Origin of the sequence: Streptomyces aurantiaciflavus (assembly GCF_049808595.1) — a bacterium.
GTDB lineage: Bacteria > Actinomycetota > Actinomycetes > Streptomycetales > Streptomycetaceae > Streptomyces.
Window position 1 is genome coordinate 309,646 of the sequence record NZ_JBNCAQ010000002.1, and the last position, 13,172, is coordinate 322,817.

Annotated in this window: 13 protein-coding genes; 9 read left to right on the top strand and 4 right to left on the bottom strand. The window is 72.5% G+C overall.

Features of this window, described 5'->3' with window-relative positions:
* Positions 1-16 precede the first annotated feature (16 nt).
* The gene (locus ACPT94_RS03140; protein WP_425245031.1) at positions 17-814 is read right to left on the bottom strand and encodes an IclR family transcriptional regulator; all 798 of its coding nucleotides are present in this window, start codon (positions 812-814) and stop codon (positions 17-19) included.
* 281 nt (positions 815-1,095) lie between these two features.
* On the opposite strand from ACPT94_RS03140, the gene allB reads away from it, so the two are divergent.
* Positions 1,096-2,433: an allantoinase AllB gene (allB, locus tag ACPT94_RS03145; RefSeq protein ID WP_425245032.1), complete on the top strand. Its 1,338-nt coding sequence runs from the start codon at positions 1,096-1,098 to the stop codon at positions 2,431-2,433.
* A gap of 57 nt (positions 2,434-2,490) precedes the next feature.
* The gene (gene alc / locus ACPT94_RS03150; RefSeq protein ID WP_425245033.1) at positions 2,491-3,615 is read left to right on the top strand and encodes an allantoicase; all 1,125 of its coding nucleotides are present in this window, start codon (positions 2,491-2,493) and stop codon (positions 3,613-3,615) included.
* 324 nt (positions 3,616-3,939) lie between these two features.
* On the opposite strand, the gene ACPT94_RS03155 is transcribed toward alc, so the two are convergent.
* Complete coding sequence (locus ACPT94_RS03155) at positions 3,940-4,722, bottom strand: SDR family oxidoreductase (RefSeq protein WP_360330338.1); 783 nt, start codon at positions 4,720-4,722, stop codon at positions 3,940-3,942.
* Positions 4,723-4,869: 147 nt separating this feature from the next.
* On the opposite strand from ACPT94_RS03155, the gene ACPT94_RS03160 reads away from it, so the two are divergent.
* From ACPT94_RS03160 to ACPT94_RS03170, 3 genes are all read left to right on the top strand, one after another.
* A complete protein-coding gene (locus ACPT94_RS03160) occupies positions 4,870-5,703 on the top strand; it encodes an AIM24 family protein (RefSeq protein ID WP_360330335.1) in 834 nt (277 codons plus the stop codon).
* Between the two features lie 125 nt (positions 5,704-5,828).
* A complete protein-coding gene (locus ACPT94_RS03165) occupies positions 5,829-6,458 on the top strand; it encodes a dihydrofolate reductase family protein (protein ID WP_360330332.1) in 630 nt (209 codons plus the stop codon).
* Between the two features lie 96 nt (positions 6,459-6,554).
* Positions 6,555-6,950 (top strand): guanyl-specific ribonuclease, encoded by a 396-nt coding sequence (locus ACPT94_RS03170; RefSeq protein WP_425245034.1) that lies wholly within the window; start codon positions 6,555-6,557, stop codon positions 6,948-6,950.
* A gap of 92 nt (positions 6,951-7,042) precedes the next feature.
* Here the strand turns inward: ACPT94_RS03170 and ACPT94_RS03175 are convergent, their stop codons facing one another.
* The gene (locus ACPT94_RS03175) at positions 7,043-7,246 is read right to left on the bottom strand and encodes a hypothetical protein (RefSeq protein WP_360330326.1); all 204 of its coding nucleotides are present in this window, start codon (positions 7,244-7,246) and stop codon (positions 7,043-7,045) included.
* Between the two features lie 224 nt (positions 7,247-7,470).
* Between ACPT94_RS03175 and ACPT94_RS03180 the strand changes: the two genes are divergently transcribed.
* From ACPT94_RS03180 to ACPT94_RS03190, 3 genes are all read left to right on the top strand, one after another.
* Complete coding sequence (locus ACPT94_RS03180; RefSeq protein ID WP_425245035.1) at positions 7,471-8,766, top strand: sensor histidine kinase; 1,296 nt, start codon at positions 7,471-7,473, stop codon at positions 8,764-8,766.
* Positions 8,767-8,770: 4 nt separating this feature from the next.
* The gene (locus ACPT94_RS03185; protein WP_425245036.1) at positions 8,771-9,439 is read left to right on the top strand and encodes a response regulator transcription factor; all 669 of its coding nucleotides are present in this window, start codon (positions 8,771-8,773) and stop codon (positions 9,437-9,439) included.
* 88 nt (positions 9,440-9,527) lie between these two features.
* Positions 9,528-10,712, top strand: coding sequence for a cytochrome P450 family protein (locus ACPT94_RS03190; RefSeq protein ID WP_425245037.1), 1,185 nt, complete (start codon positions 9,528-9,530; stop codon positions 10,710-10,712).
* A 276-nt stretch (positions 10,713-10,988) separates the two neighbouring features.
* On the opposite strand, the gene ACPT94_RS03195 is transcribed toward ACPT94_RS03190, so the two are convergent.
* Positions 10,989-12,071, bottom strand: coding sequence for a Gfo/Idh/MocA family protein (locus ACPT94_RS03195; RefSeq protein WP_425245038.1), 1,083 nt, complete (start codon positions 12,069-12,071; stop codon positions 10,989-10,991).
* A gap of 129 nt (positions 12,072-12,200) precedes the next feature.
* Here ACPT94_RS03195 and ACPT94_RS03200 point away from each other — a divergent pair, with 129 nt between their 5' ends.
* Positions 12,201-12,938: a GntR family transcriptional regulator gene (locus ACPT94_RS03200; protein WP_360331126.1), complete on the top strand. Its 738-nt coding sequence runs from the start codon at positions 12,201-12,203 to the stop codon at positions 12,936-12,938.
* Positions 12,939-13,172 lie beyond the last annotated feature (234 nt).

Below are 13,172 nucleotides of genomic sequence, written 5' to 3' on the forward strand. Positions count from 1 at the left end.
GCCGGCCGCCGAGTGCCTAGGCGGCCGGCCCCGGGTTCGACAGCGCCTCCGACAGCTCCACCGCCACCTGCTTGAGCACCGGCACGATCTCCTCCGTGGCGGCCTCGGTGACGCGGCCCGCCGGGCCGGAGATCGAGATGGCCGCCGCGGTGGGGGAGTCGGGGACCGGGACCGCGAGGCAGCGGACGCCGATCTCCTGCTCGTTGTCGTCGACCGCGTAGCCCTGGCCGCGGACGTCCTGGAGGGCCGCCAGGAAACCGTCCGGGGTGGTGATCGTCTTCTCGGTCGCGGCGGGCATGCCGGTGCGGTGGAGCAGGGCGCGCACCTCGTCGTCGGGGAAGCCGGCGAGGAGGGCCTTGCCGACGCCCGTGGAGTGCGGCAGCACGCGGCGGCCGACCTCCGTGAACATGCGCATCGAGTGCTTCGACGGCACCTGCGCCACGTACACGATCTCGTCGCCGTCCAGCAGCGCCATGTTCGCGGTCTCGCCGGTCTCCTCCACGAGGCGGGCCAGGTAGGGGCGGGCCCAGGTGCCCAGCAGCCGGGAGGCGGACTCGCCGAGGCGGATCAGGCGGGGGCCGAGCGCGTACCGCCGGTTGGGCTGCTGGCGGACGTAACCGCAGACCACCAGCGTGCGCATCAGGCGGTGGATGGTCGGAAGGGGCAGCCCGCTGCTCGCGGACAGCTCGCTCAGGCCGACCTCGCCGCCCGCGTCCGCCATCCGCTCGAGCAGATCGAAGGCGCGCTCGAGGGACTGGACCCCTCCGCCGGTGGACTTGGCGGAGTCGGAGGTGCTGGCGCTGGACGTCGGCACGGCGCGTTCCTTTCGAAACTGGCGGGAAGAGCTGAAGCCTACCCGGCGGTCGGTTGACTCCCCGGTGGTGCGTAGCTACGTTCTGCGTGCTGGAATCATAATTTCGCTTTGTGGAAACATCCAGGATGCGTCGAGGTGTGCACCATGAAGAAGTGCACCCTTGACGGCGTGCGACCGGGAGTGAAGACTCCTTCAACAGAACGTTGAATTCCGTTTCGTGGAAGGCACACGGGAGCAGATCCCGTTTCCCGGAAGTGCAACGGCGGCAGAGAGGGGTCCGGGTGTCCGACGCTGAACTGGTGCTGCGCTCGACGCGCGTCATCACTCCGGAAGGGACGCGCGCCGCCACGGTCGTCGTGTCCGCCGGGAAGATCACGGCCGTACTGCCCCACGACGCCGGCGTACCGTCGGGCGCCCGCCTGGAGGACCTCGGCGACGACGTCCTGCTCCCGGGTCTGGTCGACACTCATGTGCACGTCAACGACCCCGGGCGCACCGAGTGGGAGGGCTTCTGGACCGCCACGCGCGCGGCGGCGGCCGGCGGCATCACCACCCTCGTCGACATGCCGCTCAACTCCCTCCCGCCGACCACCACGGTCGACAACCTCCGTACGAAGCGGGACGTCGCCGCCGACAAGGCGCACATCGACGTCGGCTTCTGGGGCGGCGCGCTCCCCGACAACGTCAAGGACCTGCGTCCGCTGCACGACGCCGGCGTCTTCGGCTTCAAGGCCTTCCTCTCGCCGTCGGGCGTGGACGAGTTCCCGCACCTCGAACAGGACGGGCTCGCCCGGTGCGTCGCGGAGATCGCCGGCTTCGACGGCCTGCTGATCGTGCACGCCGAGGACCCGCACCACCTCGACGCCGCCCCGCAGCGGGGCGGCCCCAAGTACGCCGACTTCCTCGCCAGCCGCCCGCGCCGCGCCGAGGACACCGCCATCGCCGGGCTCGTCGCGCTGGCGAAGCGCCACCACGCGCGCGTGCACGTCCTGCACCTGTCGTCGAGTGACGCGCTGCCGCTGATCGCGCAGGCCAAGGCGGAGGGCGTGCGGATCACGGTCGAGACCTGCCCGCACTACCTCACCCTCACCGCCGAGGAAGTCCCGGACGGCGCCAGCGAGTTCAAGTGCTGCCCGCCCATCCGCGAGGCCGCCAACCAGGACCTGCTGTGGCAGGCGCTGGCGGACGGCACCATCGACTGCGTGGTCACCGACCACTCCCCGTCCACGGCCGACCTCAAGACCGGCGACTTCGCCACGGCCTGGGGCGGCATCTCCGGCCTCCAGCTGAGCCTGTCCGCGGTGTGGACCGAGGCCCGCAAGCGCGGACACGGCCTGGAGGACGTCGTCCGCTGGATGTCGACGCGTACGGCGGCCCTCGTGGGCCTCGGCCACAAGGGCGCCGTCGAGGCGGGCCGCGACGCCGACTTCGCGGTCCTCGCCCCCGACGAGACCTTCACCGTGGACCCGGCGGCCCTCCACCACCGCAACCGGGTCACGGCCTACGCGGGCCGCACCCTGTACGGCGTCGTGAAGTCCACCTGGCTGCGCGGCGAACGCATCGTCGTGGACGGCGAGTTCACCGAACCGAAGGGACGCCTGCTCACCAGACCCCACTGACACCCCCGTGCGCCCGCGCCCGCACCGGCCGACTCCCGAAAGGAAGCCCTGATCACTGTGACGGCGATACCTCGTTTCACCGGCGACGCGAACCCCTACGGAGGCGGCGACCCGTACGCGGACCACCGCACCGCCGACTTCCCGTTCACCCACCACGCCAACCTCGCCGACCGGCACCTCGGCGCCGGCGTCATCGCCGCCAACGACGAGTTCTTCGCCCACCGGGAGAATCTGCTGCTGCCCGGGCGGGCCGAGTTCGACCCCGAGCACTTCGGGCACAAGGGCAAGATCATGGACGGCTGGGAGACACGCCGCCGCCGCGGCGCCTCCGCCGAGCACCCCTGGCCCACGGCCGACGACCACGACTGGGCGCTGGTCCGCCTCGGAGCGCCCGGTGTGATCCGGGGCATCGTCGTCGACACGGCCCATTTCCGCGGCAACTACCCGCAGGCGGTGTCGGTCGAGGCCACGTCGGTCGCCGGCTCCCCGTCCCCGGAGGAACTGCTGCGGGACGACGTGAAGTGGACGACGCTGGTCCCGCGCACCCCGGTGGGCGGCCACGCGGCGAACGGTTTCTCCGTCGCCGTGGAGCAGCGCTTCACCCATCTGCGCGTCAACCAGCACCCCGACGGGGGCATCGCCCGCCTCCGCGTGTACGGCGAGGTCGTCCCCGACCCCGCCTGGCTCTCGGTCCTCGGCACCTTCGACGTCGTCGCCCTGGAGAACGGCGGCCTGGCCGAGGACGCCTCCAACCGCTTCTACTCGCCGGCCGGTAACACCATCCAGCCCGGCCGCTCCCGCAAGATGGACGACGGCTGGGAGACACGCCGGCGCCGCGACCAGGGCCACGACTGGATCCGCTACCGCCTGGCCGCCCAGGCCCGGATCCGCGCCCTGGAGATCGACACGGCGTACCTGAAGGGGAACAGCGCCGGCTGGGCGTCGGTGTCGGTGAAGGACGCCGACGACGGTGACGCCGGCGACTGGCGGGAGATCCTCCCGCGCACCCGCCTCCAGCCCGACACCAACCACCGCTTCGTCCTGCCGACCCCGGCCGTGGGCACCCACGCGCGCGTGGACATCTTCCCGGACGGCGGCATCTCGCGACTGCGGCTGTTCGGTTCCCTCACGGAGGAGGGCGCGAGGCGCCTCGCGGCGCGGCACCAGGAACTGGGCGGCTGACAGGGCTGTCCTCGCCCCGCCGCCCCTGCCCGTCCCCTCGCCAGGGGCTCCGCCCCTTCGACCCCGCCAGGGGCTCCGCCCCTGGACCCGCGGGCCCATGCCCACCCACCCCCCGACTCGGTCGGGTCAAGAGCGAGCCGGGCCACCCCGCCCGACGTCAGCCGTCGAGCGCCGGTCAGGGCGAACCCAGCCCAGCCTGTCCGGGGATGCTTCCCGATGCGTTGAGGACGAGGCCCGTTCGGGGCCGAAGCGGGGGCCCGGGGGCGGCAGCCCCCGGGAGGGGACGCGTGGTAGGGGCGACGGGGGCGAAACACCCCTACGGCATCACGCCGCATGGCCCCCGTCCACCGCGAACTCGGCACCCGTCACATAGGCCGCCCCCGCCAGATACGCCACCATCGACGCCACCTCATCCACCGTCCCGAAACGCCCCACCGCGGTCATCGCCGCCTGTCCGGCCGCGTACGGTCCGTCCCCCGGGTTCATGTCCGTGTCGATCGGCCCGGGGTGCACGACGTTCGCCGTGATCCCGCGCGACCCCAGCTCCCGGGCCAGCGCCTTCGTCAGCCCGACGAGCGCCGACTTGCTCATCGCGTAGAGCGTGCCGCCGGGGCCCGGGACACGCTGTGTCATGCAGGTGCCGATCGTGATGATCCGACCGCCGTCGGTCATGCGGGCGGCGGCCGCCTGCGAGGCCAGGAACACCCCCCGCACGTTCACGGCGAGCACCCGGTCCACCTCGGCGAGCGACAGCTCCTCCAGCGGCCCGAGCAGCCCGACGCCCACGTTGTTCACCAGCACGTCGAGGCCGCCGAGCGCCGCCGTCGTACGCTCCACCGCTGCCGCCGCCTCCGCCGCGTCCGCGGAGTCCGCCCGCAGCGCCACCGCACGCCGCCCGAGGCCCTCCACCGCCCGTACGACGTCCTCGGCCGCCTCCTTGCCGTTCACGTACGTCAGGGCGACGTCCGCGCCCTCCCGGGCCAGCCGCAGCGCCGTCGCCGCGCCGATGCCACGGCTGCCGCCGGTCACCAGGGCCACCTTGCCGTCCAGGGTTCCGTCGCCGTCCAGGATTCCGTCGCTGTCGAGGGTTCCGTTCGAAATCGTCATGGAGCCATCCCACCGGCCGCCGGCCGCCGGCGCTGGCGGCGAACGGACATGGAGCTCGTCGCACGGCAGGCCGAGGCGGCGGCCCGCGGTGGCAGGCCCGAGCGGCGGCGTCGGAACTCTTGCCTCCGCCTCCCACGTTCACCCCGTGTGACTCTTCAGCAAGAAATCGTCGGCAACGCCATGCAGATGGCGGTCGTCCATCTGAACCCCGGCCAGACCGTGTACTGCGAGGCCGGGAAGTTCCTGTTCAAGACGACGAACGTGACCATGGAGACCCGTCTCGGCGGCCCGTCGAACGACGGCGGTCAGCAGCCCCGGAACGGAGGCTCGGGCGGCGGCGCGGGTGGCGGAATGGGCGGCATGCTGCGCCAGGCCATGGGCACCGCCATGCAGGTCGGCCAGCGCGCCCTCGCGGGCGAGTCGCTGGCGTTCCAGTACTTCACCGCGCAGGGCGGCGAGGGCACCGTCGGCTTCGCCGGCGTGCTCCCGGGCGAGATGCGCGCCCTGGAGCTGGACGGCACGCGCGCGTGGTTCGCCGAGAAGGACGCCTTCGTCGCCGCCGAGTCCACCGTCGACTTCGGCATCGCCTTCCAGGGCGGCCGTACCGGCATGAAGGGCGGCGAGGGCTTCGTCCTGGAGAAGTTCACCGGGTACGGGACAGTGATCATCGCCGGCGCGGGCAACTTCATCGACCTCGACCCGGCCGACTTCGGCGGCCGCATCGAGGTCGACACCGGCTGCGTGGTCGCCTTCGAGGAGGGCATCCAGTACGGCGTCCAGCGCGTCGGCGGCCTCAACCGCCAGGGGATCATGAACGCCGTCTTCGGCGGCGAGGGCCTCTCCCTGGCCACCCTGGAGGGCAACGGCAGCGTGATCCTCCAGTCCCTCACCATCGAGAGCCTCGCCAACGCCCTGAAGAAGGCCCAGGGCGGGGACAAGCAGGGACCCACGGGCGGACTGTTCTCGACGCACGCGGGATGAACCAGAGCGGGACGAAGCCGAGGGGGAGGAACCCGAGCGGGACGAACCGATGAGTTGCGGGCCCTGGTGGGGTCTGCCCTGATGACAGTGGACCCCACCAGAGCGTCAGAAGGAGAGCACCCGCCATGGGAAAGCTCGTTCTCACCAGTTTCGTCACCCTCGACGGTGTGTACCAGGCCCCCGGCGGCCCCCACGAGGACACCAGGGACGGCTTCGAGCAGGGCGGCTGGAGCGTCCCCTACGGCGACGACGACTTCGGCCGGTTCGTCAACGAGGTCTTCGACGGCGTCGGCGCCTTCCTCCTCGGCCGCCGTACCTACGACATCTTCGCCTCGTACTGGCCGAAGGTGACCGACCCGGACGACCCGATCGCGTCCCGGCTGAACTCCCTGCCGAAGTACGTGGTCACCACGACCGCCCTCGCCGAGCCCGTCTGGTCCGGCGCCACGGCGATCCAGGGCGACCTCGCCGAGGAGGTCACCGCGCTGAAGGAGAAGACCGACGGGGAGCTCCAGGTCCACGGCAGCGGAGCCCTGGCCCGCAGCCTCTTCGCGCTGGATCTCGTCGACACCCTTCACCTGCTGACGTTCCCGGTCGTGCTCGGCACGGGCCGGCGCCTGTTCGCCGAGGGCGCCCCGCCCACCGCCTTCCGGCACATCGACGGCCGGATCACCGCGGCGGGCGTCTCCATCCAGACGTACGCCCTCGACGGCCGCCCTCTGTACGGTTCGTACGAACTTCCGGACAACGGCTAGCCGCGGGTTAACTTCGCGAAAACTCAACGGACTTGACGGGAGAATCCTCGGAGTTGTCATTGACATGCCATCGTCTACGCGCGTCATCATGAGGGCATGAGATTCCCCCCACACATCACTCGTACCGGCGGCGCGGCCGCCCTCCTGTCCGCCCTGCTCGTCGGCGGCACCGTCTCCGCCGGTTCGGCGAACGCCGCGGCGACGGCGGTCGGCAGCATCTGCTACAGCGACCTGCCCTCCCAGGCGTACACCACGCTGCGGCTGATCGAGCAGGGCGGACCGTTCCCGTACTCGCAGGACGGCTCGGTCTTCCAGAACCGGGAACGCGTCCTCCCCAGGCAGTCCACGGGCTACTACCACGAGTACACGGTCAAGACGCCCGGCTCCTCCACGCGCGGCGCCCGTCGCATCGTGACCGGTCAGCAGTACGAGGAGGACTACTACACCGCCGACCACTACGCGAGCTTCGACCTCATCGACTACGACTGCTGAACCGGCCGTTCACGGTCGACGCCTCAGGCGCCGGCACCTGAGGCGTCGGCACCCGAGGAAGGGCGCGACCCGGCCGCGAGTCCGGTCCGAGCTCATCGGGGTTTCCGGCTCTCGGCGGCGGCGAACAGGGCGAACGCCAGGACGATCAACGCGATGCTGACATAGATCTCGTAGCCGTCCAGGAGCGCCCACCGCTGCGTGACGCCCCAGCGCAGCTTGCCGGTGAGCTCGTACGCCAGGCCGCCGGTGCCCTGCAACAGGGCGAGGAATCCAAGAAATTCCAACAACTGCTTCATGGCAAGGACTCTCGCCCCGCGGTCCCCCCACCCACATCGGCCGCGGGGCGAGCCATGTCCGACGGAAGGCGCGCCCGCGCCCCGCCCTCCGCGCCGAAAGGTGGGGCCGCGTCAGCCTTTTGACGGACCGTCTCGTCGACTTCCGTGGACGGCCGGTCCGCTTTGGTCGCCGATCCCGTCCGAGGCGAGGTGACGCGGGGGCCCACTGCGTAGATTCATCGACCATGAGGGGTGACGACCAGGCCGCGCGGACCGCGCCGGCCTTTCCGCAGCGCCGATGGCTGCTGCCGTCCGCCGTGGCCGCCGAGTTGGACCCCGACGCCGGGCCGTCCGGGCGCCGGCCCCGGCGCACCGTACGCGACTGGATCGTCGACTTCTGCTGCTTCCTCATGGCCGTCGCCATCGGCATCGGGGTGGCGGACACCCTTCCCGCACAGGAGGGACTCCCGCACGCGCTCTACGTGGCCGACCAGCTGCTGGGCGCGCTCTCCTGCGCCGCCGTCTGGCTGCGCCGCCGCCGGCCCGTCGCCCTCGCCGTCGCGGCGATACCCCTCGGTTTCGTCGCGACCACCTCGGCCGGCGCCGGCGTGGTCGCCCTCTTCACCCTCACCGTGCACCGCCCCTTCCGGTACGTCGCCTGGATCGGCGGCGTCCAGCTCGCGCTGATCCCGGTGCTCATCTGGGCGCGCCCGGATCCCGACCTGGAGTACGGGCCGGCGGTGGTGTGGACCGTGCTGCTCACCCTCGCGATCATCGGCTGGGGCATGTTCGTCCGCTCCAAGCGGCAGCTCATGCTGAGCCTGCGGGACCGGGCCCGGCGCGCCGAGACGGAGGCGCGGCTGCGCGCCGAGCAGGCGCAGCGGCTGGCCCGCGAGGCCATCGCCCGCGAGATGCACGACGTCCTCGCCCATCGGCTGACCCTGCTCAGCGTGCACGCGGGCGCGCTGGAGTTCCGGCCGGACGCGCCCCGCGAGGAGATCGCGCGGGCGGCCGGCGTGATCCGGGAGAGCGCCCACGAGGCCCTCCAGGACCTGCGGGAGATCATCGGCGTGCTGCGGGCCGGGCAACCCGACGACCCGGGACGCCCGCAGCCGACGCTGGCCGGCCTGGACGCGCTGGTCGCCGAGTCCCGGGAGGCCGGCATGAAGGTCACCCTCGACCAGCGCGTGACCGACCCCGCCGCCGTCCCCGCCTCCGTCGGCCGCACGGCGTACCGCATCGCCCAGGAGTGCCTCACCAACGCCCGCAAGCACGCCCCCGGCACCGAGGCCGCGGTCACCGTCAGCGGCGGACCCGGCGGCGGGCTCACCGTGACCGTCCGCAACCCCGCCCCCGAGGGCGACGTACCGCCCGTCCCCGGCTCCGGGCAGGGCCTGATCGGCCTCACCGAGCGCGCGACGCTGACCGGCGGCCGCCTGGAGCACGGGCCGCGCGACGACGGCGGCTTCGAGGTACGGGCATGGCTGCCGTGGCCGGCCCGGGAAGCGGACGACTCGTCGGCCGCGACCGTGATTACGTAAGGCCATGACTGCGATCAGACTCCTCCTCGTCGACGACGATCCCCTGGTGCGGGCCGGTCTGTCCTTCATGATGGGCGGCGCCGACGACATCGAGATCGTCGGCGAGGCCGCCGACGGCGGCGAGGCCGAGGCGCTCGTCGACCGCACCCGCCCCGACGTCGTCCTGATGGACATCCGGATGCCGTCGGTGGACGGTCTGACCGCCACCGAGCGGCTGCGCGCCCGCAAGGACGCCCCGCAGGTCGTCGTCCTCACCACCTTCCACGCCGACGAGCAGGTGCTGCGGGCGCTGCGCGCCGGAGCCGCGGGGTTCGTCCTGAAGGACACGCCGCCGGCCGAGATCCTCGACGCGGTGCGCCGGGTCGCGGCCGGCGACCCCGTCCTGTCGCCCACCGTCACCCGCCAGTTGATGGACCACGCGGCCGGCTCGGCCGCCGACACCCGGCGGGCACGCGCGCGTGAGCGCATCGCCGCCCTGGGCGAGCGGGAACGCGAGGTCGCCGTCGCCGTGGGCCGCGGCCTGTCCAACGCCGAGGTCGCAGCCGAACTGTTCATGAGCGTCGCCACCGTCAAGACCCACGTCTCCCGCGTCCTGGCCAAGCTCGACCTCAACAACCGGGTGCAGATCGCGTTGCTGGTGTACGACGCCAGGCTGCTGGAGGAGGGGCACTAGGAAGCCGGGATCGAGGGATCCCTCGTGGAGAGCGGGCACTTGGCGGGCGTCCCGCACGTTGAGGCAGTGACGGCAGGGGGGAAGCGGTATGACCGACGTGATCGATCTGGGGGAGTGGGGAGACGGGTTCCGGAGGGACCCGCACCCGGTGTACGCGCGGTTGCGTGAGCGCGGCCCGGTGCACCGGGTGCGGCTGCCCCAGCCGGACGCGCACCACGTGACCTGGCTCGTCGTGGGGTACGAGGAGGCGCGCGCGGCGCTCGCCGACCCGCGGCTGGCCAAGGACGGCAGCCGGATCGGCGTCACGTTCCTCGACGAGGAGCTGATCGGCAAGTACCTGCTGGTCGCCGACCCGCCGCAGCACACCCGCCTGCGCGCGCTGGTCTCCCGAGCCTTCACCATGCGCCGCGTGGAGGAACTGCGGCCGCGGATCCAGCAGATCACCGACGACCTCCTCGACGCGATGCTGCCGCACGGCCGCGCCGACCTCGTCGACTCCCTGGCCTACCCGCTCCCGATCACCGTCATCTGCGAGCTGCTCGGCGTCCCCGAGATGGACCGCACGGAGTTCCGCAAGCTCTCGACGGAGGCCGTCGCGCCCACCAGCGCGGAGAGCGAGTACGACGCCTTCGTCCGGCTCGCCGAGTACCTCACCGAGCTGATCGAGGCCAAGCGGGGCGCCGGGCCGGGCGGCGACCTGCTGAGCGAGCTGATCCGCACCACCACGGAGGACGGCGACCGGCTCTCGCCCGGCGAGCTGCGCGGCATGGCGTTCATCCTCCTCATCGCCGGCCACGAGACGACGGTCAACCTCATCACCAACGCCGTCCACGCCCTGCTCACCCACCCCGGTCAACTCGCTGCCCTGCGCGCCGACACGACCCTCCTGGACGGAGCGATCGAGGAGACCCTGCGCTACGAGGGCCCGGTGGAGAACGCGACGTTCCGCTTCGCCGCCGAGCCTCTGGAGATCGGCGGCACCCCCATCGCACAGGGCGAGGCGGTGATGATCGGGCTCACCGCCGCCGACCGCGACCCGGCCCGCCACCCCAACCCCGACCGCTTCGACATCCGCCGCGAGACCCGCGGCCACCTCGCCTTCGGCCACGGCATCCACTACTGCCTGGGCGCCCCCCTGGCCCGCCTGGAGGCCCGCATCGCCCTGCGTTCCCTCCTGGAGCGCGCCCCCGGCCTGGCCCTGGACGGCCCACCCGGCGAGTGGCTGCCGGGCATGCTGATGCGCGGGGTGCGCAGCCTGCCGGTGCGCTGGTAGACGACTCAGCCGCGACCGGGGAGCGCCGAGCCGGCCGAGGCCGGGAGCGCCGAGTCGGCCCAGGCCGGGGGCATCGAGTCAGCCGAGGCCGGGGGGTGTCGTGTCAGGCGTCGGGCGAGGCAGGGCGTGCTGGTCGGCGGAAGCGGGGCGTGCTGTGTCAGCGGAAGCGGGGGCGTGCTGTGTGAGCCCGACCGGGGCGTGCTGTGCCGGCCAGGCAGGGCTTGCTGTGTCGGCCCGGGCAAGGTGCGCCGTGCCGGCCAAGCAGGGATTGCGGTGTCAGCCGGGGCGGGGAGTGCCGTGCGGTTCCGGTGCTCCCCCCACCGGTTCCCGCGCACCCGTTCCCGTTCCCGGTCCCGTCCCTCCGGGAATCTCCGCCAACGCCACCGCTCTGCGCTCCCGGCGGGACATCTCGCAGGCCTCCGCGATCCGGAAGGCCTGGAGGACCTCGCGGCCGTCGCAGGGGTTGGGGCGCCCGCCCCGGATGACGTCCACGAACGCGTTCAGTTCGCTCTCGTACGCGGGGGCGAAGCGCTCCAGGAAGCCGGTCCAGGGTTTGTCCGCGGCCGGCGGGCCGGTGGGCTCGGTGGAGGCGATCGGGGTGCGGTCGTCCAGGCCGACGACGATCTGGTCGAGCTCGCCGGCGAGCTCCATGCGGACGTCGTAGCCCGCGCCGTTCAGCCGTGTCGCCGTGGCCGTGGCGAGGGTGCCGTCGTCGAGGGTGAGGACGGCGGCCGCCGTGTCCACGTCCCCGGCCGCACGGAACATCGCGGGCCCCGCGTCCGAGCCGGCGGCGTACACGTCGACCACCTCGCGTCCGGTCACCCAGCGCAGCACGTCGAAGTCGTGGATCAGCGCGTCCCGGAACAGGCCCCCGGACACCGGCAGCCACTCAGCCGGTGGCGGCGACTGGTCGGACGTCACCGCCCGCACGGTGTGCAGACGCCCCAGCCGCCCCGAGCGCACCGCCTCCCGCGCCCCCGTGTAGCCCGCGTCGAAGCGGCGCTGGAACCCCATCTGAAGGATCGTTCCGGCAGTCTCCACCTCGGCGATCGCCGCTAAGGTCCCGGCCAGATCCAGGGCGATGGGCTTCTCGCAGAACACGGGGAGGCCGGAGCGCGCGGCCCGCCCGATCAGTTCGGCGTGGGCCGAGGTCGCCGTCGTGATCACCACGGCGTCCACGCCCCACCGGAAGATCTCGTCCACCCCGGGGGCGGCCGTCTCGCCCAGCCGGAGCGCCAGCTCCTGCGCCCGCGCGGGCTCCGTGTCCGTCAGGATGAGGGATCCGACCTCGCGGTGACGGCTGAGTGTGTTCGCATGAATGGTGCCGATGCGGCCCGTACCGATGACCCCGATGCGCATGTGTTCAAGGTGGCGTCGGAGCCCGCGCCCTGTCAATGCGTTTGTCCGGACAATCGAACTACACAACTTCCCGTCAACCGGCCGCGGAGCTACGCTCGGCCCGTGCCGAAACCAGAAGTGGACCCGACCGTGCAGCTGGAACTCCGCGTGGACCGAAGCTCCCCGGTGCCGTTGTACTTCCAGTTGTCCCAACAGCTCGAAGCCGCCATCGAGCACGGATCCCTCACACCCGGCAGCCTGCTGGGCAACGAGATCGAGCTCGCCGCCCGGCTCGGCCTGTCCCGCCCCACCGTGCGCCAGGCGATCCAGTCCCTCGTCGACAAGGGACTGCTGGTGCGCCGCCGGGGCGTCGGCACCCAGGTCGTGCACAGCCAGGTCAAGCGCCCCCTGGAGCTCAGCAGCCTCTACGACGACCTGGAGGCGGCCGGCCAGCGCCCCGCGACCACGGTCCTGGTCAACACCGTCGTCCCCGCGACCGCCGAGGTCGCGGCCGCGCTCGGCGTCGCGGAGGGCGGCGACGTGCAGCGGGTGGAGCGGCTGCGTCTCGCGCACGGGGAGCCGATGGCGTACCTGTGCAACCACCTCCCCTCCGGCCTGCTCGACCTGGACACCGCCCAACTGGAGGCCACGGGCCTGTACCGCCTGATGCGGGCCGCCGGCATCACCCTGCACAGCGCCCGCCAGTCCATCGGCGCCCGCGCCGCCACCGCCGACGAGGCCGAGCGGCTCGCCGAGCCCGAGGGCGCCCCGCTGCTCACCATGCAGCGCACGACCTTCGACGACACGGGCCGCGCGGTCGAGTTCGGCGACCACATCTACCGGCCGACCCGCTACTCCTTCGAGTTCCAGCTGCTCGTACGGTCCTGAGCGCGGCGGGGAGTGCCGGGCGTGCCCGGACCGCGTCCTGGGCGTGCCTGCACGGGTCCGCATTGGTCGCATTGTCCGGACAATCCGCGACGAACCGACGGCCACGCCGAGTGCCGACCACGATCACACCGGAGAAACCGACACGCCGGACGGCCGACGGAAACGACCCGGACGGTCCGCGTCACGAGCCGCCCCGGGATCGAGGGTCGTGGGCCGTGTCGATGCGCGACTCCG

Bases quoted from the DNA above. Each gene is read 5' to 3' on its own strand.
- ACPT94_RS03155 (WP_360330338.1), bottom strand. From the start codon at position 4,722: ATGACGATTTCGAACGGAACCCTCGACAGCGACGGAATCCTGGACGGC.
- ACPT94_RS03165 (WP_360330332.1), top strand. From the start codon at position 5,829: ATGGGAAAGCTCGTTCTCACCAGTTTCGTCACCCTCGACGGTGTGTAC.
- ACPT94_RS03170 (WP_425245034.1), top strand. From the start codon at position 6,555: ATGAGATTCCCCCCACACATCACTCGTACCGGCGGCGCGGCCGCCCTC.
- ACPT94_RS03175 (WP_360330326.1), bottom strand. From the start codon at position 7,246: ATGAAGCAGTTGTTGGAATTTCTTGGATTCCTCGCCCTGTTGCAGGGC.
- ACPT94_RS03180 (WP_425245035.1), top strand. From the start codon at position 7,471: ATGAGGGGTGACGACCAGGCCGCGCGGACCGCGCCGGCCTTTCCGCAG.
- ACPT94_RS03185 (WP_425245036.1), top strand. From the start codon at position 8,771: ATGACTGCGATCAGACTCCTCCTCGTCGACGACGATCCCCTGGTGCGG.
- ACPT94_RS03190 (WP_425245037.1), top strand. From the start codon at position 9,528: ATGACCGACGTGATCGATCTGGGGGAGTGGGGAGACGGGTTCCGGAGG.
- ACPT94_RS03195 (WP_425245038.1), bottom strand. From the start codon at position 12,071: ATGCGCATCGGGGTCATCGGTACGGGCCGCATCGGCACCATTCATGCG.